Origin of the sequence: Chryseobacterium capnotolerans, assembly GCF_021278965.1 — a bacterium.
GTDB lineage: Bacteria > Bacteroidota > Bacteroidia > Flavobacteriales > Weeksellaceae > Chryseobacterium > Chryseobacterium capnotolerans.
The window spans coordinates 2,643,300-2,662,965 of record NZ_CP065589.1 but is presented as its reverse complement, the minus strand read 5'-3'; the positions used below and the strand labels follow the sequence as shown (position 1 = coordinate 2,662,965).

Below are 19,666 nucleotides of genomic sequence, written 5' to 3'. Positions count from 1 at the left end.
AATTAATATTATTTTAAGATTTGTTAATACAGAAAATTCTAAAGTATAATGAGAATTAAAAACCTGTTTTCATATATTCATGAAAACAGGTTTTTAAGGTATTACAGCCTAAATTCTGATTGGAATTCTCTGAAAGCTTTGCCAAATTCTTCTGTGAACTCATAATGACTGAATTCATACTCTTCCCGAAGTCCGGTTTGAGTAGAGAGTCTAATATTGCCATACCGTACTATAGGGATTTGATAATTACTTTTAAATCTTTTGTCACGAGTTCCGTTTTTATTGACTTTAGCCCAGGTCTGGCCAATGATTTTAGAATCTCTGGGAACAGTTTCCGTTTCTGTAAAACGAGTATAGGTTTGGTGGAGATTAAGTTCATGGACTCCGATAATGGCAAAATTATTTTCATTATTATACATGACTATGAATGTTGGATAAATGTAAATGTCAGCTCCATTTGCATTTTTCATGTATAATGCCTGATAATCTGATTTGATATAAGGAACGGCTTTTAAGGCAAAATTAACCTGCCGCCTGCTTACGATGGTACCAGCGGAAGAACGCGTTGCTACTCTGTCTTGAAAATGAGCACTCGTAATATCCCATATTTTATGCGATGTAGTAAGCTTTGAAAAAGATTCATACACTTTCTCAAATTTTCTTTTGATTTCGCTGTCAAAATCAATTTCGAGATTTACATAACATTTTTCGATCATTTCTTTGGTTTGCTTAATTGCTTCCTGCTGCACTTTGATGTCCTGATCAGAATTTTTTGGAATTTCTTTTTGATCAATCCATATAGAAATAGATAACTAAGAATTTTCTTAGTTTTTGTTATAGAAAGAGTTCTGGTAATTTTCTTAAGGTCAGAAGTAAGATCTTTTTTTTGCTGTTGAGCCAAAATAATAGCTTCCTTAATCCCCTGCATATTTTGGCTTGTAATTTCGTGGATATCGGCACTGAAAATATTTTCTTCCAAAGGATAAGGTTGGTTTTCAGGAAGTCCAGGATAAGGTGAAACCGGATTAGGCCTTGAACCAGCCAGCTTATGACGTGTAGAAAATCCAAGAACATTTGTATTGACTGTTGTTCCCGATTTGCTAAAGTTGATACTAGCTCCTTTGACACCAATAGTGGTGGAAATTCCTCTTTTACTAAAATTAAGATGTACTCCAGGTATTACTTTAATTCTTTTTCTGTAGCTCCAAGCCATGATTATCGTTTTATAGATTACTTTGTGGACCAAAATTAACAAGCAATCTTATCATTTATTTACGGAAAACCGTAAAAGGTAGCTCGTGCCCTGAATCTATTTTTTTAAACTTCAGATCCCAGATTTCTGGATGAAAAATCCCCTTCCAATAGCAAAGTCAATTCATCACATTGTATGATTTTGTTCTCTTCAATGGTAAACTCTGCGAGTACTTTATGTACTACCATACTTCCATCTTTTAATATGGATTTTGCTATATGATGGGTGAAAATAATATTTCCATTTTCAGCGTAATTTAGGATATCAATCTTTTGTTCAGCTACTTTTTCTTTGAGTTTTTTAATATGCAGAATGAACTCTTCATAATTAAGCTGATGATGATCCACAAACTGGATGTAATCTTTGGAGAAATATTTTTCAATTAATGATAAATCAAATACAGGATTTTCTAAAATAGTACTGAAAACCTGTTGGATAATATGTTTCATAAAGTATTATTATGAAACAAAAATACATCAGGTCTTGATGGATAAACGATAACATTTGTAAACAGTTTATTGAAAAAAAAAATATATATAATTTAGGTACAAATGCACAAATAAATACATGAGAAAAGTTAATTCGTGCATTTGTGGCCTATACATTATTTAATTTCTATAGAAGGAATATTGGTGATCACCTGCCATTTTCCGTTTTCCTGGACGCAGGTAATAAGGGATGAAAATCGTAATGCTGAACTTTCAAGAGAAACCAGAGCATATGCAATATTATTTTTCTGCTCCAGGGAATGGTAGGTAATCTTACGAGGTTTTCCACCAAATATTTTATTCCGTACCAAGCCAATGTATTCCTGTTTCGGGATGACAAAAATCCCTGGTTTATCAAAAAATCCATCCTGAATATTCTGGTACTTTTCGTGAAGAATTTCTTCCAGAAGTACTGTGTCACTACGATCACCTCCTTTAATAAACTGTTCTAGAGTTTGTTTAATCTCTTCCATAATTAGTTGAGTTGTTTTAAAATTTCAGATTGCTGTAACACTATTTAAACTACTGTCGATTCTAAAGATTGTGCTCATATACTTTTCTATAAAGACACAGTTCGTGATTAAAACGTGACAATTATTGCAATCTCTTTAGTTTTTCCGGATCAACAATGGAGTAAATTTTCCGGATCATTCCTTCAGAATCAATATCCAGAATGTGGCAATTATAAATACGGTTATCCTGCCAGAAACATATAGCCGGCTGATGATTAAAAATATGGAAAGTATGAGGTTTTTTACCCAAAAACTGCTGTTGTACATAAGCCAGAAGTTGTGCAGCTGCTGATTTCCCAACTTCCACCGCTTTGATGACCCGAACACGTTTTCCACCATCTGCGGACAGTCTGATTTCATCAATAAGTAATTTTTCAATATTAGGAACATCTCCTTCGCTCAAAGCCAGTTGATATTGTTGGAGGATATCAGTATGAATTAAGGTATTGGCGTTGTCCGGTTTATAGGGTATACCTCGTAATTGCTTTGCTGCCCGGCTCAAAAGCTTTCGGGAGTTTTCTACTGAAATATCGAGGGTTTCTGCAATTTCCTGATGAGAATAATCAAAAGCTTCTTTAAGAATATACACTGCACGCTCTCTTGCATTCAGTTTTTCCAAAAGAACAAGCAGGGTATAGCGGGTAGTTTGTTCCTCAATTAGCTTGTTTTCTGCATTTTCGAAAGAAAGGGGCTCAGGAAGCCATTCTCCAAACACCATTTTTTTGCTGTGCCTGTTTTTAAAATTAATCGCATGGTTAATTGTACTCTTGATCAGGAAATTGGTTTCATTCCTGATCTCAGATTTATCTAAAGAAATATATTTTTCAAGGACATCCTGTACCAAATCCTGAGAATCTTCATAAGAACCAGTGATATTGTAGGCATAGGTAAGAAGCCTGTTGTAATTTTCCTGCATGATATTTCTTTTTAAGACAAACTTAGTGAAGAAAATGTGACAAGTTTAAGATAAAAGATAAAAGATAAAAGATAAAAGATAAAAGATAAAAGATAAAAGATAAAAGATAAAAGATAAAAGATAAAAGATAAAAGATAAAAGATAAAAGATAAAAGATAAAAGATAAAAGATCTTTTCGTTAAACAACTATTATGCATGTTGGATATCAACATCAATAGGGGCGGGCTTTAGCCCGCCCTCACCAAAAAATAAATAATTCCATTGGCTTTAGCCAAAACCTAAAATAAGCATTCTATTATATCATTGTAATTTATTTTTCCCAATTTGCATGTGAGAATTATCCAAATTAAAAATTACCTTAATATGAGCTTATTCCCGGAGATTTTAACAGATGAAAATGCTAAACAAAAACATCCTGATTTTAAGACAGCGTTATTTGACCTTAATGCTAAAGATATCACGTCTAAAGATTTAGAACATTTGATCCGGATTTATACAACCACCAAAGAGATTTCCTACCGGAATAGAATCCTCAAACTGTTATATGATCATAACGATCCCGAACTTTATTCATTTTTTGAAAAGGCCTATAAAAAAGAAAGGTACCATGATATGAAAGTGTATGCTTTGCGTGGGCTGGCTCAGTTTGCAGAAGAAAAAGAGCTTGTAAAACTGATTGATAAACTTAAAATCTCATTGGCCAAAACTGAGAAAACAACTCCTTATAATTACCAGGAATATGAACTATTAAGAGGAAAGAATGCATTGCCGTTTTTGATTGAAAAATACAATTATGTTTTGTTCAAAGTACTTCTGGCTCAGGTGAACGAACAATATGAAAAGATGCCTGATGCTTTTAAAGGGCATATTACAACAGATGAATTTGGGGAAATAGTTCTTCTGAGAACTCCTGGCGAAAGTTCAAAAATGATAAGGGCTTTCTTTGATGGTGTGAAGGAATAATAGAGCGCCAATCAATAAAAAACCGCATTGAAATGACTTCAATGCGGCTCATGGTTATTAGTTGGTTTGAATGAATTTCTGATTCGTTTTAATCATTGTCTATTCTAATCCATTTTCCGTTTTCTACCCCTTCATAGAAATGGTCATTATGGTAGATGATTGCCCCCTGAATATAGGTTTTATTGGCTGGAAGGGTAAGCGTTTCCGGTAAAGCATTGCTGTTTCGGATCATGAATACCTCATTTCCTTCTTTTACAACAATCCCTGTTCCCGAAACAAGTCTTGTGACTCCTGCATCTGAAGGAGGGTTGGATACTGTGATCGGGCTCAGCTCAGACAAACGTCTAGCTCCCATATCGGAAGTACAGCCTCGAAGAATACCATCCATCAACATCATTACCCCTGGAGTAGGGCAATCCGGATTGATGTTCACAACAATTTCTTTATTGATAGTTACAGAACAAGCTTCTCCGGTCGCAAAACGGATGCTTTTAAGACGGTATACAACTGTTCCCGTTTGACCTTTGGAATGAAGAATAATTGCCTCTCCGTTTGCTGCAGAAGTAATGGTCTGATCCGGGCCATTATTAATGGTATAAGTGAAAATATAGGTTTGAGCAAGTGAGCCTTTAAACTTTACCTGTATATCTCCTGAAGCCTGTTTTGCTGCACTCATAGATGAAGATGTGGTATTGTCTGCCGGTAGAACAATAGAAGAGATGGTAAAGTCCTCCGTAATGTTACATCCGTCCTGGCTATATGTTACATTGACTCTATAATTCCCTGGTTGAGTAAATGTTATCAAACGTCCTGTACCTATCACTCCCGGATTGGGATTATTAAGTTTAGTCCAGGTATAGGCAGCATTAGGATCCGTACCGAATAAAGCCGAAGCATCATAGGTCTTAGGGAATTCCGAGGCACAAATAGCTTTATTTCCACCAAATCCTGCCGCCTGAACATCGGTAGGGATAATAGAAAGATTGGCTGTATTTCCAAGATCCTGGCTATTTCCATAAGCACTTACGGCACGGGAAAAATTCATATCTCTGATAGAAGCATAAAACATGGTATATGCTGCGGTAGGGTCAAGAGTAATCGTATTTTGTCCCGCTGTGGATCTCAGTACAGAAATTCTGTTACATGGAGTTCCTGTCATGAAAAGGTTTTCAGTAACGGTTTGATTATTATCAACCTGATAAGATCCAGGATTAAAATATAATGTTTTATATTTTCCGGCAGAGGACAAGGTACTTACACTATTGACGCTTGTACTTCCAAGAAAGGTCATTTTATTGAAATTCCAGACTCTTGTTCCTGTATTTACAGCTCCATCTTTCCAAACCGTAAGTTCTCCAAAGTTGAAACCTGTAGGAGTGCTGGTTGTAAAATATCCCAGATCAGCTTTTACATCAGCAGCATTTAAAGTCAATGGATTATTTCCGGTGCTGATATAAAAATAAGGCGAGTAGAAATTATAAAAAGGAAGAGAGGGCATATAATAGTTGGTTGTTCCTGCACTGTTAGTTCTCGTTCCCGTAATGACCGATTGGGCAAGATCCACAACCGGATTATTATTAACAGACTGGTTCCAACTGAAGTTAACCAATGTCATAGGATGGTTATTGGTTTTGAACCCTGCTGCATTAAGGAAGTTAATATCTCCCTGATATGGGCTTTTCAGTTCAAAATAATCCTGAGCATTAATATTCAGGTGAATAAAGGCCCCTTTTGTATCAATATACCGCGTTTTTCCGGTAGCTGTTCCTTGAGCCATGATAATATTCCGGGTCAGACCAAAAGTAGACATCGGAACAATGACTTTTGCATCACTTTGCAGCATAAGATTACCATAGACAGACAAATAATAAGGATTTCCACCATCTGTAGTAAAATCTAAAACAGGTTGGTTGGCTGCGTTATTGAAAGTAACATTATTCGCTTTTGAAAGATAAGCTCCTCTGATCTGTATTTTATTTAAAGTAGATGTAAACCCTGAATTTTGATCAAAAAATACATTATCAACGGCTGTTGGAATATCACAGCCTGAAACAGGTGTTCCTCCTGATGTAAGTGACCAATGCTGAGGATCTCTCCACAATCCCTGTCCTCCAATCCAGTAAAGGTTTCTTGGAGTAGAAGGAATAGCATCCTGAAAATTAATCCCGGTATTTCCACCAAGATCTGTACTTCCTGTAACGGTATATGTTTGTCCACCGGAAGAAGCAATTGACTTTAGCTGTACTTTATCTATGCTGTAATTGGCTGGATTGCTGCTGTAATTAGGGAGAATTAACGTTCGTGAAGTGGCTCCGGTTGCTGCAAAAGTAAGCCTATCCAAACAATCTCCAAACATTTTCAGTGATTGGTTTACCTGTAGATTCCCGCCATCTAAAGTAACATAGTTGTTCTTTTCAATAATTAAATTATTTACAGCTGTATTGGCTTTAAGAACAAGGGATGGGTTCACTTTATCAATTCTTGAATTTATGGCAGAACGGACGATGAAATTATTAATCACTCCACCAGGGAAATTAAAAGTGATGATATAATCCGTATTCGTTGTGGTATTGGTGTATTCTATCTTTTCGAAATAATGATTTACGTTGCTGAAGTTTATATCAGCATCAGAACCTCCTGAAGATTTGAATAATTTAATTACACTATTGGAAGTCTTTATAACCGGTTGTTTAGTGTTGACTACGAGGCTGTTATTTACCGTAAGGTCTGCGTTGTCCATTATCAGCTGTGAACCATTGAGATTAAAGATCTCAAGATTCATTACTGTACTGCTTATATCCAGACTGTTACCTGGAACATTGGCCTGGCTGATGCTTGAAGAGCCGGAAAGGTCATATTGTGATGTTCCTCTGTTGATTTTCCATTGGGCATCACCTGAGAAGTTTAAGGCAGAGGTAGCTCCGTTGGGCGTTACATTTTTTATAATCCCTGCAGGTTTATTGATGTTTGTAAAAGTGAATCCGCTGAAGTAGCCGGCATCATAATATCCTGGATGTAAAACCATATTTCCATTAACATTCATTTTATAGTAATTGCTATTTCCTGTAAAATGAGATCTTGATCCTGGGGTTAATCCACTGAAGGTAATGTCATTAATCGAAATATCATTGGTAAGCTGTACACTTGTAATTCCAGTCGTAGAGAACCCTGAATATTGATCAAAGAAAACATTATCATTAATGGTAGGAAGACCACAGTTGGCTGTAGCTCTTGTACTGGATGGATCCAAAGACCAATGGCTTAGATCATTCCAATTTCCGTTACCCCCTTTCCAATAGAAATTTTTAGCGGTAGATGCCATAAAATTGATCCCTGAATTATTTCCACTGTCTATAGAGTTGCTGGCGTTGATAGGTTTTGCCCCGGCAATTGGAGTAACATAACTTGCATTGATCCCTGAAATATTCATTCTGTTGAGCTCAACGAATCCATTTCCGTTGATATTGTTTCCAAGAATCAGATTATTGCCGCCCTGGCCTGTAAAAGTAAGAACCAGGTCACAGTCTGCCCGGTTGAATAACCAGCTGTCGGTGATGATTAGTTTTACCGTGTTATCCCAAATGGTAAGATTGGATGCGGAATTAATGGCTACATTTTTTGCCTTATTATTCCCAAAAAATCTTAGATCCCCTCCGTTTACCTGGAAATTATCCGTATTCAAATATTGTATACTTCCAATGTTGTTTCCTTCTTTATAGATTTTACCAAAAAAATGATTGGTATTTCCTGAACTGGAATAACGGCCATTATAATTTTGGGTGTATACAGAAGTATTGGGTGCAGTAATGGTTTGCTTGGTTAAAATATTGAAGACGTTTTGGCTCAGTAAAGCATTATCGATATTCACATTATTACCTCCCAGCCATAGTTCACCGGCTTTTATTTTCCTTCCGTCAGCATAAAGGTTACTTGTTAAAGCATTATTATCAAAATTAAAAACTCCACCCACTTCAACATCATAAGGTGTTCCGGAATTAGAAGGCATCAGATAAAAATTATCATTTCCAGTGATGGCCAATTGAATTATTCTCTGGCCTTGAAAACTCATATAACGATTGATAGCTGGATCTTCTGTGTTATATTTAAGGAAATTGAAGGTTATAGGAGCAGACATATCTTTTTGAAGATAAAGATTACCATATAACGTAGTCGTAATATTGAAAACAGGATTGGCAGGAGCATTATTCCAGGTCATATTTCTTACATTAGCAACCGATCCGCCATTATTAACACTGTTATTTCCTGCTGTAAACCCTGAATTCGCATCAAAGAAAACATCATCATACATAATAGGAATACAGTTGGCAGAAGGCCCACCTGAAGTAAAAGACCAATGGGCAGGATCATTCCAGTTACCACCACCGCCTATCCAGTAATATGTTTTTGCTGTGATTCCGGGATATGTAATATTACCCGTATTATTTCCGCCGTTTATTCCTGCCGTAACAGAAGCACCACCTGTAAGCCTTACAGTGCCTAAATGATAACCATTAAAAGATACGGCTCCATTTCCATTAATAGAACTTGGTAGAATAAGATTTACCGGTAATATAGGATCTACAGCCGCAAATTTCGGAATAACCCCATTGCAGGGAACATTCGCTGTAAGAGTCTGATTAACCTGAAAATAAGAAACAGGACCTGAAGTCTGGCGGAAATTATACTGTCCGCCGTTCAGCGTAAGATTATTGATATCAAATTGGGTCGCTCTGAAAATGTTGTTTCCCTTACCAAGGGTCATATTCTTAATTTCAAACCGGTTTCCCAACATTTCAGCACTCCCATCACCTAAAACGATGTCGTTGGCTTTCAAAAGATCAGTGTTAATAATGCATGAGTATATATTGAACTTATTAAAATTAAATTGAGATCCTGTAAAATTAGCTCCTGACGTACCTACACCGGTTACTTCATCTACTGTCAGCATATTTCCGCCTGCTATTTGAGAATATCCTGAAGCACTAAGGACGATCTTTTTAATATTCTGGGTCGTCTGTATGTTCAGCATGGGAAAAGAAACAGTTGCCTGGGTAAGATTGGCCGCTGAATTCAATGTCATTGTACTGGTGGTAGTTACTGTTGAAGATCTGAAATTAGAAGCTGCTGTAGAAGTATGGTTGAAGACCATCGCACTGATATTCTTACTATCCGTATCTAAAAAAGCGCTTTCATTGATGTTGAAACTGAAAAAACCATTGCTGGCAAAATTTTTCACAAGTTTGAAAGTACCGTTCCCTTTAAAATTGATAGCAGATTGATAACCACCGCTGATATAGTATGAGTCAATCATATTATCAGGAATATCAATCAGATTAGGGGTTGGATTCGTGCTTTCTGAAAAGAGATTCACCGTAAGGTTGTATAAAGCTGTGGCATTGGACTTCCATTTCAGATTTCCATAGATATTAAAAACACTTGCTGATGGAAAGCTCAGTTTAGTGGTAAATGAATCATCTATAATGAAATCTTTACAGGTAGCTGATGATGGGATGGTTAACGTTCCTCCACTGGCAGGAAATCCACTTCCTGAAGTAATATAAACATTATCATACCGTGAGGGGATAATTGTGGCTGCTTGTCCTGATGCTGACCCTATTCGCCAGTGATTCAGGTCACTCCAGCTGCCAGCACCACCTACCCAGTAGTAATTATTCTGGGCCATGAGAAGCTGAGAGGCCAGGAATAATATGATGAAATATAATTTATGTTTCATGTTCTTAGAATTACAAAATTGGTAATCGATTGAGAGATTCTGTCTCAATCTTTGCTAAACATAGTACACCTTTGAATTAAGGTGTTCCTGGATGAAGTTTATCTGGATTTTTTCAGATGCTGCAGTTCTTTCTGTAATTCTTCTATCTTTTTGCCCTGTTCCTGAACGGTTTGTAATAATAAAGGAATCAGTTCGTTATAATTGACTGATTTATAGCCTTCATTGTCGGTGCTGACGATATTGGGCAGCACTTTTTCTACCTCCTGAGCAACAAGACCATATTGAAGCTGGGCATTTCCGCCTTTCTTTTTTCCGGTTTTATTCCAAAAATAGGAGACAGGTCTTAGCTTGTTGATGATTTCTTGAGAAGAGTGTAATTCAACGATATTTTGCTTTAATCTTTCATCAGAGTTATAATCTATAGCACTGGCTTTTATTGTTCCGGCAACATCCAGTTTAGCTGTTGCAGAAGGAGTGGTTCCAATCCCAACACTTCCAGTTCCGGAAAAGACAAGGTTTTTACCATTCAAATCTACATTTCTTGCGGCCAAAGAAGTTGTGATAGCTCCATCCGAGGTATAGAGGTTTGAGTTTACCCCCATACTTTCCCAATTGCTTCCATTCCAGAAATAATAACCTGGCTGAGTGATCTTTGCGACCTTAGAAGTAGGAGATGCTGGAGTAGCGGTTGCATAGATCATCAGGGACTCCGTTCCCGGCTGGATGCTTGCTGTCATGGTTTGAATCTGATCTCCCGTGAGTCTTGGAATCATCAGCCCTTCAGCCTGGGAACTTCCGTCCGTTTTAGCATTAATATCCAAAGTAGCTTTTGGGTTGGGAGTGTTAATTCCGATTTTACCTCCTGCTTGGGAAAACATCATTGAGCTGGTAGTGATACTTCCGATGAGGCATAGTCTGAACATTGCAGAATAAGTCTTCTGCACAAAAGTAGAGTTTTGCATAGTTTTTTAATTGCTTTTTATTTGAGTATGTTTAATACTTCCTTAGTGCGAGGTATGAAGTATATTTTTAATAATCGTTTTGGAGGTTTCAATGAATTCGTTTGACCTGTAGAGCTGGCTGGTAAGTATTGAACTTTCAAAAAGGAGATAAACATGTGCTGCTGTTGTCTCATTCTTCATTTCATCGTTGAAGAATATTCTCAGCTTATTCTTGTGATAACGGAGAGTAGTATGAATGTTCTCTTTATCAGCGGGTATTTCAGATAAGATATTCCAAAAGCTGCAGCCTCTGAAATCTTCTTTTTCATTCATATAAATAAGGAAATCAAAAGATTTCAAGACTTTTTCTTCAGGCGTTGAAGTTCCGGAAATAAACTTTTCCAGCTCAGACACCCAATAATTGTATCTTTTGTTAAGAAATTCAATACATAGATCGTCTTTTGACTTAAAATGTTGGTAGAAGCTTGCTTTTGAAACCTTGGCTTCTTCAATAATTTGGTTAATACCGGTACTGTTAAAACCTTGCTTATGAAACAGAAGCAAAGTTGTACTTAATATTCTTTCACGAGGTTTGGACATGGGTCAAAGTTTTTCACAAATGTAATTAAAATATGAACAGACTGGTATGTTTGTTAAAAAAACATTAAAAAATATATAAAATGTAGATTTATAAAGATTTATATTAACTAAATTAACTTGTTTTGGGATAAAGTATTTCTTTTTTAACAAAGTAAGGAAGCCTGAAGTTAGATGAAGGAATCTATTCAGCCTCTGTTCAATCCGCCAGTCTTCTCAATCTTAATTTTACATGGATATCAAAAAATGGCAGTGAATCTCACTGCCATTGGATAGGATATAAAATAAAAAAGTTAATTTTTTACAACAAATAAGGTATTGAGCAGGAAAGTTCCCTGCCAATTGTTAAGTATATTATCAGCTCTTACGATCGATACAGTCATTCTTGTTTTACCACCTATTGTTTCGAGCTTAATAAAAGAGGGAGTATATACATCAGGAAATGACTGATTATTACCTGCGGTGAGCTGTGGATAAATCTTTCCAGGATCTGAAAAAGGAGTTCCTTGATATTCATAGACGATAGTCATTCTTGCAGGATTGAGATTAGTTGCTTTGGTTGTGTAGGGACTGCTGCTTCCGCTAAAACCACTTCCAGTTGTTGTAAAAGTAACATTGGATGCAACTGATGATTTTGAGATTACCCACCATCCATTAGAATCATAAGCTGTATTTGAATGGTTACTAAAATCTGCAGTAAATTCATTGTGTGGTGGGATCATCAACTGGAAGGAAGACATAGAGAGAGAAGAATATCCTAACGTACCATCTGCTTTGGCAACAACCGATCTAGGGAAGTTTGCAGCATCATTGCCGTCTACTAATCCTCTTATGCGGGCATTACCGTTTACATCCAGCTTTTCTGTGGGAGTATCCGTTGTTCCCACCCCTACATTTCCTGTGGGTTTGATGACTAGGCGATCTGTTAGTCCGGAAGCATCGCCTCGTGTTTGAAAAGATAAACCACCAAAATTGCTGCCAACATTTCTATCGATGCTTTTAATTACTGCTGCTGAAATTCCGGTGGAAGCAATGGCGGAAACAAAATCTATGGATCCTGCGGAAGTGCTTGTCGCATTGGTGTTATAAATAACCATATTTCGAGCTGCACTTTGGGTACAGTTTGCTCCACAATTACTGATTCCTGTTGCAAAAACATCTCCGGTATCACCAGCAATAGGATTAAGTGTGTTGAGTATGGCTGATGGAGTAGTTGTTCCCATTCCGATACGATTTGAGAAAGTATTGACACTGAAGGTAGTTCCGTCAATATTAAAATGATCTGATCCTGAGGCAGCAGAAGAAGTAAAAGCAAGTGTTTTATCTGTCATAGTTACAGTACGGTTCGCTCCAATAGTTCCGTCAGCTGTGTAGATATTAACAGCCCCGGGACCACCACTTATTTTCTGCCATAAAGTTCCATCAAAATAATAATAGCCAATAGTATTCATATTAATTCTTGAACCCGTTGTATTACCACTACTACTATCAGTAATATAAACTAATGCCCCTTTTTGATCTGCTCCATAGTCCGCTGTATTGACTGTAAGTTCCCCTCTTGTAATTCTTGGTGCTTGTAACCCAATAAACTGGCTGTTATCCGTAATATTTCCCGAAGCATCTCTTTTAGCACTTACATCTAGTGAAGTTTTAGAAATAGTAGTGTTAATTCCTACCTGTGCATTGATTAAACTGTTAAAAGTAATAATACCAATAATAGATAAAATAGTTTTTTTCATAATTTTATATTGTAAAAGGTTATTAATTAAATGAAGTGGAAAGGTATCCAGGTGAGAAATATTTTACGATACAAGAATTATTTAGTATCTCTTTGTACTCAATAAAAATACCTCTCAAGTGGTATACAATAACTATATATTGTGTAATTGGAATAATTTTTCGATATAAAATAGACTGGTTTTAAACCTAATTTCTTTTCATGATAAAAATAATTTTTTCCATTTGGTAACAGTATTCCTGCTAAGTCTGAAATGAATTGCCAACTGACTGTTATTCAGATTGTGGGTTTTTTGATATTCCAGAATCTGTAAAATAGAAGTTTCATTAAATGACCTGTGCTTTTGATTAATGTCTGTATATCCAGTGTTAAAAATAAGCCTGTTCAGCTGTAGAACATCCAATGCCGTAAGTTCTTTTTTGCTGAGAATAGGAGTGCAGGTTTCTAATTTTTCAGGATATTTTCTGGTAAGGATATCTGTGAAAATACGTCTATAGTTGGGCTCGTGATACTTTTTCATATAATAGTAATAAATAATGGTCGATTTAGGAGGAATATTTTTCAATCCATTTATACAATGTAGTTTTAGGAATCCTGTATTCCTTAATGACCTGTTGTTTGGTTTTTGTTCCGGAACGGATCATTTCTAAAATAAAATCTATCATTTCAGTGGTGTAGATATTTTTTCTAAATTGTGGCAGAGAGGTTTTAAATTCAGAATCTTTACGTTCATTCTTAACAACTGGCGGAGAATAGAAAATGAGATGCTGGGAATAGAGCCTGAAAAAATCATATTCCAATAGCTTACTCCATTTTAAAAGTAATGCTGCCGAAATATCTTCAGATTTGTATATTTTCATAAGATCATTTTCCGTGCATTTAAAGTAACTGCATAAACGTGCAGTTTCAATTTCCATTTCTTCAACTCTTATGTGTATGAGTTGACCAATATGTATTTCCTTCAGATTCATCGGTATATGGTTTTGTGTTTTTTTATTGACCTCCCTGCCACATGTTTATAGAGATCTAGTGATTCCCAAATAGTAGCAAAAATAAAAATGCTAATTCCTACTTGCGTTTTCCAGATAATAACAAATAATGGTGAGAATAATTAAAATACTTTTTATCCATGATTGTAACTTTTTAAAGAAAATAACTTTCAATCCATGAGAATTGGATTTGAAAATATTTTGTGTTTTATATGAATACAATGTTAGTGAAAAACAATTTTCTATAAATGATAATTCATGCCTACTTACATTATACATGATTTTAATTTATTGAAAATCAGGTTGTTTTATATTTGAAGAGGGATAAATGTAGTATCTTCAAAAGAAATAAAGAATCTTTTTTTATATCTTTTTGAAGAGAACCATGGAGTCAAATTATAGATTTTGGGACATAGATATTACATTTTTTCTTAAGCAAATTGAATAATCGGGCCTAAGAAATAATATTTTATATAAATCCTTTCGTGTAATAAAGCTGGATAAGAAAAAATAATAAGGTAAAAAACCATACTACATAAGGATGGTAACGGAAATTTTCTTTCAGAATATGATGCAGGGCTTTGAATAGTTTTGCCAATCCAATGATTCCAATGATAAAAAACACAATGAAAATGATAAAAAAGAATTTGTCTCTCCAACTATAGCTTCCGGAACGGGTCAGGTTATCAAGGTGGTCTAAATAAGATTGGACATTGATGGTCTGTCCTAGAAACATCACCGAAAAGATCAGGATAAAAAATGGAGTAGAAGTATAAACCGTAGTATAGATAAAGGAAAAAAGTAAAGTACGGAAGGTTACCGTATTCACTTTTTCTTTTTTATACCATAATAAGATTACGCTAAAAATGACGGCCGTAAAATTGTTCATCAAGAAAATAAATAAGGCTTTTTCCACCATACTTAATCCTTTGATCTTTGACAGAAAATTCTGTTCTCCGCCATAATCCATTAAAAGCACAGATACAATCACTGAAGTATAAACTGAAAGTTTGATAGGAGACAAATAATCACGAAATCGCTCAGTTTCTTCTTTTTCCATTTCATGTACGGACAGATCATAGCAGCGGCGTGGATCCTGAAACAATTTAAAGATAGTTACCGGAACCAGCAATATTTCAATAATAATCTGAAGACACAGCTTCTCAAAACTGTCAATCAATTTTTCGAACATACACTAGGTGTTAAGGGAACGGGTTCTCTATGCAATTTAATCATTTTTAAATTGCATATTGTATAAAACCTGTGAATTAAAGTGTGTTTATTTAGGAAGCCCTTTTTTCAGAGCGTTATTGGCTCTTTCTACGGATTTTCTTTCCTTCCAGTCCATATATCTTTTTTTATACCTCCCTTTCATGAAGTTATCAAAATTACGCTGAATGGCAAGATTCCATAGGGAATGCGCTTTTACCGCCCAGCTTTTATCCCATGCACGAAGAGAAAGCGAGAAAGATCCATCCAGATATTTCATCCAGTGCCACCAGCCGGTAGGCATAAACAAAGTATCTCCATGTTCCAGATAGCATTCTATCCCTTCAATACCGTTCAGTGCCGGGAACTTTTCAAAATCAGGATTGGCAATATCATAGTCTTCCAAAGCATAAGTAGCGTAAGGAAGCTTGTACAAACGGGTTTTCCATTTGTATTCGAAAAGAAGGACATGCTTTCTTCCATTAAAATGAGTGTGGAAGATATGAGGCATATCGATATCATAATGAAGGAAAGTCACAGAACCCTTACCCCCAAAGAACATACTCGGATATTTATCCAAAAAACCACCCATTAGATTCTTAGGCGGGATATAGTCATCCAACAACTTAGGCGCAAATTTGATCGGGTCAAAAAAGAAGATTCTCAGATCTGTAGGTTCCCGTTGAATCAAATCCACATATTCTCCAAAAGGCATTTTGGTGGTAGGTGTATTGATAGGAGCTGCAGGATCAGCTTTAGCACTGTCGTATAAAGGAACAACAACGTCGCCAACCACTTCCTTCATATACTCCATGGTCCATTTTTGATATGCAGGCCAATTTTTAGCCATGTTTTTGATGACGACTGGTTTGCGAGGCTTTAAATATTTTTCACGGAAATCTTCTTGTGAAATATCATCTACAATATCAATCGGTTTAAGGAGTATGCCCATTCGTTTTAATTATTCCGCTAAATTATTAATAATTTATGATAATAGATGAAAATAATTTTGTTTATCTGGAATTAATATAAATAAATAAAAAAGTAACAAGATGTTTTTTATTGTAAAGCGTTTATTAATAAGGTTATTTGTGCTTTTTTTTGCTTAAAATAAATTTAATTTTTTGAAAATAATTATTGCTTAAGTTACATCATAATATAGCATTATGTCTCATGTTGGCAGGAAGCAAAATGGGCCGCCAAATTCTACCAATAATTATAAAACGAAAGTATTGAAAACGGTGTATATTTTTTTGTAGGAGAGAAAGCCGCTTTTCTTCTTGTATTTTTACCACTGCGGAACTGGCAGAGCAATGAATCATAAAATATTCTTTAAGTCGAATATTAAGCCAATATTCTGTAGATGAAGGACTCTATGATTGGGCTATAGAGAAGGATTTAAGGTTAAAAATGTACTTTATAGAATATTTTCATTTTGAAACGGAAAAAAAGATAGGTCAATGTGATTTTTGATTGATTTTTTTCACTTAGCTTCCAATCGTTATATTATATTTGATGTATGAAAAAAGTACGTCTATTAGCATTATGTCTTTTCGTTTTCAATAGTGGTTATTATGCACAAACAAAATCTTTACCTAAGATTGAATCTGGAGTATCATATGAATTGGTCCAGTTGAGAAAAAGTACATTAAGTGATATTAAATATGAGCTTCATCTGAAGATTCCTGAAAGTAAATCAGAAAGAATTTCCGGAACTGAAGTTCTTACATTTAACTATAAGAAACAAAACGAATCTCCGTTACTAATAGACTTTAAAGAAGATCCCGCTTCGCTTTTATCAGTATCTGTGAATGGGCAAACGATACAACCGGTTCTGGAAAATGAACATGTAGTTATTGATACCCAATACCTGAAGTCGGGATCCAATCAGATTAATTTCAGTTTTCTGGCAGGAAATGGAGCATTGAACAGACGTGACGGATATTTGTATGCTTTATTTGTACCGGATCGTGCAAGAACGATGTTTCCATGCTTTGATCAGCCCAATTTGAAGGCGAAATATTCTTTGACCTTAACAATTCCTGAAAAATGGAGTGCAATATCCAACGGAAAATTAGAGGATACCTTTGTACAACAAGGACAGAAAACATTGCGGTTTCATCAGTCGGAGCTGCTTCCAACATATCTTTTTTCTTTTACAGCGGGAGATTTTAAAAACCATACAGAGAAAATTAGTCAGCAGGATTCCAGAATTTTATACCGTGAAACCGATTCTGAAAAAATTAAAAACAGTATGGATTCTATTTTCACACTGTACCGTAATTCTCTGGCCTATTATGAAAAATGGACAGGTATCAAACATCCTTTCCAAAAACATGGAATGGCTGCCATTCCGGATTTCCAATTCGGAGGAATGGAACATCCGGGAGCTATCTTATTCCAAAACTCTACATTGTTTTTAGATAAAAGTGCAACACAGAATCAGTTGAATAACCGTTCCAATCTGATTGCTCATGAAGTGGCTCATCTTTGGTTTGGAGATATGGTGACGATGGATTGGTTCAATGATGTCTGGATGAAAGAGGTCTTTGCCAATTTTATGGCAGATAAAAGCACTGGAGCGTCTTCAGATAAGAGTATATATGATCTGAAGTTTTTAACGACTCATTTTCCGGCTGCATATTCCGTGGATCGTACTTTGGGGGCAAATCCTATCCGCCAGATTTTAGATAATCTGCAGAATGCAGGAATGATGTATGGGCCAATTATTTATAACAAAGCCCCGATTATGATGCGCCAGTTAGAACTATTGATCGGTGAGGAAGATTTCCGAAAAGGAGTCAGTGAATACCTTACCCAATATGCCTTCAACAATGCAAGCTGGCCGGATCTTATTGCCATTCTCGATAAACATACGCCGAAAGATCTGCAAAGTTGGAATAAAGTATGGGTAAATGATCCCGGAAGACCAGTCATCGATTATGATGTAAAATATAACGGTGATAAGATAGAACGTTTTACCAGTATTCAAACACCGGAATATGGAAAAGAACCTAAACTATGGCCGCAGGAATTTGAGATCAGTTTATTTTATCCTGACAGAATTGAGAAGGTTATTGTAAAACTGGATGGTAAACAGCAGGATATTCCTGAATTAAAAGGAAAATTGAAACCTCTCTTTATCCTGCAAAATTCATCGGGAATAGGATATGGAGTGTTCAAAACAGATCAAACGATTATCTCCAATTTTGCTTTGATAAAAGATCCAATCAACCGTGCAAGTGCTTATATTTCTTTGTATGAAAATATGCTGAACGGAGCAGGGGGTAATAAACAGGATGTATTGAATTTCTTTGCAGAACAATTGCCTAAAGAAACTACAGAACTGAACCTTCGTTTGATTACCGGCTATATTTCCTCTGTTTATTGGAATTTTTTACCTGAAAATACCAGACTGAAGGAATCTGGAAATATAGAAGATAAATTATGGAAAGCATTACAGGTACAGACAGCAAAAAACAACAAGAAAATTGTGTTTGACGGTTACCAGAGTATTTTCCAATCTCAACAGGCTTATGATAATCTGTATAAGATCTGGAAGTCGCAAACTCCTCCACAAGGAGTATCGCTTAATGATGAAGATTTCACAAACCTTGCACTTGCTTTATCATTAAGAAATTCAAATAATAATGATTTGCTGCAGGAGCAACTGACAAGAATTAAAAATCCGGATCGGGTGAATCGCTTCAAAATCATTATGCAGGCGGTTTCATCCGATCAAAAAATACGTGACAATTTTTTCAACGGACTGATGCAAAAACAGAATAGATCCAATGAATCTGCTGTGGGATCAGCGTTGGGTTATCTGCACCATCCATTAAGGCAGCAGACATCCGTTCATTATCTTCCTAAGACTTTGGAGATTTTACAGGAAATTCAGAAAACAGGGGATATATTTTTTCCGGATAACTGGCTCCGTTCCACATTTAGCAGTTATCAGGATCCAAAAGCGTTTGAAGTGGTCAATCAGTTCCTTTTGAAAAACCCTGATTATAATGCTATTCTGAAAAATAAAATTTTACAGGCGACAGATAATTTGAGAAGAGCACAGAAGCTGGTGAAATAAAATCTAACTGGATATTTCACTCTGTCATTCTGACGGAGGAAGAATCTAAACAATAAATGAGACTCTTCCTTCGTCAGATGATAATAGCGTAAAATTGTATATTAAGTACTTTGATTTTATCTGATGCCCCTAATAATCATCTGAAACACATATCCAAAGCTTTATCTTGATAATTTAAGCTTTCAATACTTCTTCAGGAAAAAATAATTTAAAATATATCATTTTTTAGTTGAAAATTTA

The 19,666-nt window shown here is 35.7% G+C and carries 15 protein-coding genes; 2 read left to right on the top strand and 13 right to left on the bottom strand.

All coding sequences use genetic code 11. The annotated features are described in order from the left end of the window. Nucleotides 1-101: 101 nt before the first annotated feature. From H5J24_RS12695 to H5J24_RS12675, 5 genes are all read right to left on the bottom strand, one after another. The gene (locus tag H5J24_RS12695) at nucleotides 102-716 is read right to left on the bottom strand and encodes a hypothetical protein (protein ID WP_232816355.1); all 615 of its coding nucleotides are present in this window, start codon (nucleotides 714-716) and stop codon (nucleotides 102-104) included. Next, entirely contained in the window at nucleotides 713-1,213 is a 501-nt protein-coding gene (locus H5J24_RS12690; protein WP_232816354.1) for a DUF4236 domain-containing protein, read from the bottom strand. Before H5J24_RS12690 ends, H5J24_RS12695 begins: the two co-directional genes overlap by 4 nt. A 104-nt stretch (nucleotides 1,214-1,317) precedes the next feature. Next, complete coding sequence (locus H5J24_RS12685) at nucleotides 1,318-1,701, bottom strand: hypothetical protein (RefSeq protein ID WP_068942878.1); 384 nt, start codon at nucleotides 1,699-1,701, stop codon at nucleotides 1,318-1,320. A 155-nt stretch (nucleotides 1,702-1,856) separates the two neighbouring features. Next, a complete protein-coding gene (locus H5J24_RS12680) occupies nucleotides 1,857-2,213 on the bottom strand; it encodes a nuclear transport factor 2 family protein (protein ID WP_068942879.1) in 357 nt (118 codons plus the stop codon). Nucleotides 2,214-2,334: 121 nt separating this feature from the next. Next, nucleotides 2,335-3,168: a sigma-70 family RNA polymerase sigma factor gene (locus H5J24_RS12675; protein WP_068942880.1), complete on the bottom strand. Its 834-nt coding sequence runs from the start codon at nucleotides 3,166-3,168 to the stop codon at nucleotides 2,335-2,337. A 363-nt stretch (nucleotides 3,169-3,531) separates the two neighbouring features. On the opposite strand from H5J24_RS12675, the gene H5J24_RS12670 reads away from it, so the two are divergent. Then, nucleotides 3,532-4,131, top strand: coding sequence for a hypothetical protein (locus H5J24_RS12670; RefSeq protein ID WP_068942881.1), 600 nt, complete (start codon nucleotides 3,532-3,534; stop codon nucleotides 4,129-4,131). An 88-nt stretch (nucleotides 4,132-4,219) separates the two neighbouring features. On the opposite strand, the gene H5J24_RS12665 is transcribed toward H5J24_RS12670, so the two are convergent. The 8 genes from H5J24_RS12665 to H5J24_RS12630 all read right to left on the bottom strand — a co-directional run bounded on the left by H5J24_RS12665 (nucleotide 4,220) and on the right by H5J24_RS12630 (nucleotide 16,291). Then, nucleotides 4,220-9,865 carry a hypothetical protein gene (locus H5J24_RS12665; RefSeq protein WP_068942882.1) on the bottom strand — a complete coding sequence of 1,882 codons (5,646 nt, stop codon included), beginning with the start codon at nucleotides 9,863-9,865 and terminating at the stop codon, nucleotides 4,220-4,222. Nucleotides 9,866-9,963: 98 nt separating this feature from the next. Next, complete coding sequence (locus H5J24_RS12660; protein WP_232816353.1) at nucleotides 9,964-10,809, bottom strand: tail fiber domain-containing protein; 846 nt, start codon at nucleotides 10,807-10,809, stop codon at nucleotides 9,964-9,966. A gap of 60 nt (nucleotides 10,810-10,869) precedes the next feature. After that, the gene (locus H5J24_RS12655) at nucleotides 10,870-11,406 is read right to left on the bottom strand and encodes a TetR/AcrR family transcriptional regulator (protein WP_068942884.1); all 537 of its coding nucleotides are present in this window, start codon (nucleotides 11,404-11,406) and stop codon (nucleotides 10,870-10,872) included. Nucleotides 11,407-11,696: 290 nt separating this feature from the next. Then, complete coding sequence (locus H5J24_RS12650; protein WP_068942885.1) at nucleotides 11,697-13,142, bottom strand: autotransporter outer membrane beta-barrel domain-containing protein; 1,446 nt, start codon at nucleotides 13,140-13,142, stop codon at nucleotides 11,697-11,699. Between the two features lie 198 nt (nucleotides 13,143-13,340). Next, nucleotides 13,341-13,661 carry a transposase gene (locus tag H5J24_RS12645; RefSeq protein ID WP_068945048.1) on the bottom strand — a complete coding sequence of 107 codons (321 nt, stop codon included), beginning with the start codon at nucleotides 13,659-13,661 and terminating at the stop codon, nucleotides 13,341-13,343. 25 nt (nucleotides 13,662-13,686) lie between these two features. After that, on the bottom strand, nucleotides 13,687-14,001 hold the full coding sequence (locus H5J24_RS12640) for a hypothetical protein (protein WP_315096836.1): 315 nt from the start codon (nucleotides 13,999-14,001) through the stop codon (nucleotides 13,687-13,689). A gap of 598 nt (nucleotides 14,002-14,599) precedes the next feature. Continuing rightward, a complete protein-coding gene (locus H5J24_RS12635) occupies nucleotides 14,600-15,322 on the bottom strand; it encodes a hypothetical protein (protein WP_068942887.1) in 723 nt (240 codons plus the stop codon). 87 nt (nucleotides 15,323-15,409) lie between these two features. Beyond that, on the bottom strand, nucleotides 15,410-16,291 hold the full coding sequence (locus H5J24_RS12630) for a cupin-like domain-containing protein (RefSeq protein WP_068942888.1): 882 nt from the start codon (nucleotides 16,289-16,291) through the stop codon (nucleotides 15,410-15,412). Between the two features lie 567 nt (nucleotides 16,292-16,858). Between H5J24_RS12630 and H5J24_RS12625 the strand changes: the two genes are divergently transcribed. Then, nucleotides 16,859-19,426, top strand: coding sequence for a M1 family aminopeptidase (locus H5J24_RS12625; RefSeq protein WP_068942889.1), 2,568 nt, complete (start codon nucleotides 16,859-16,861; stop codon nucleotides 19,424-19,426). Nucleotides 19,427-19,666: the final 240 nt, after the last annotated feature.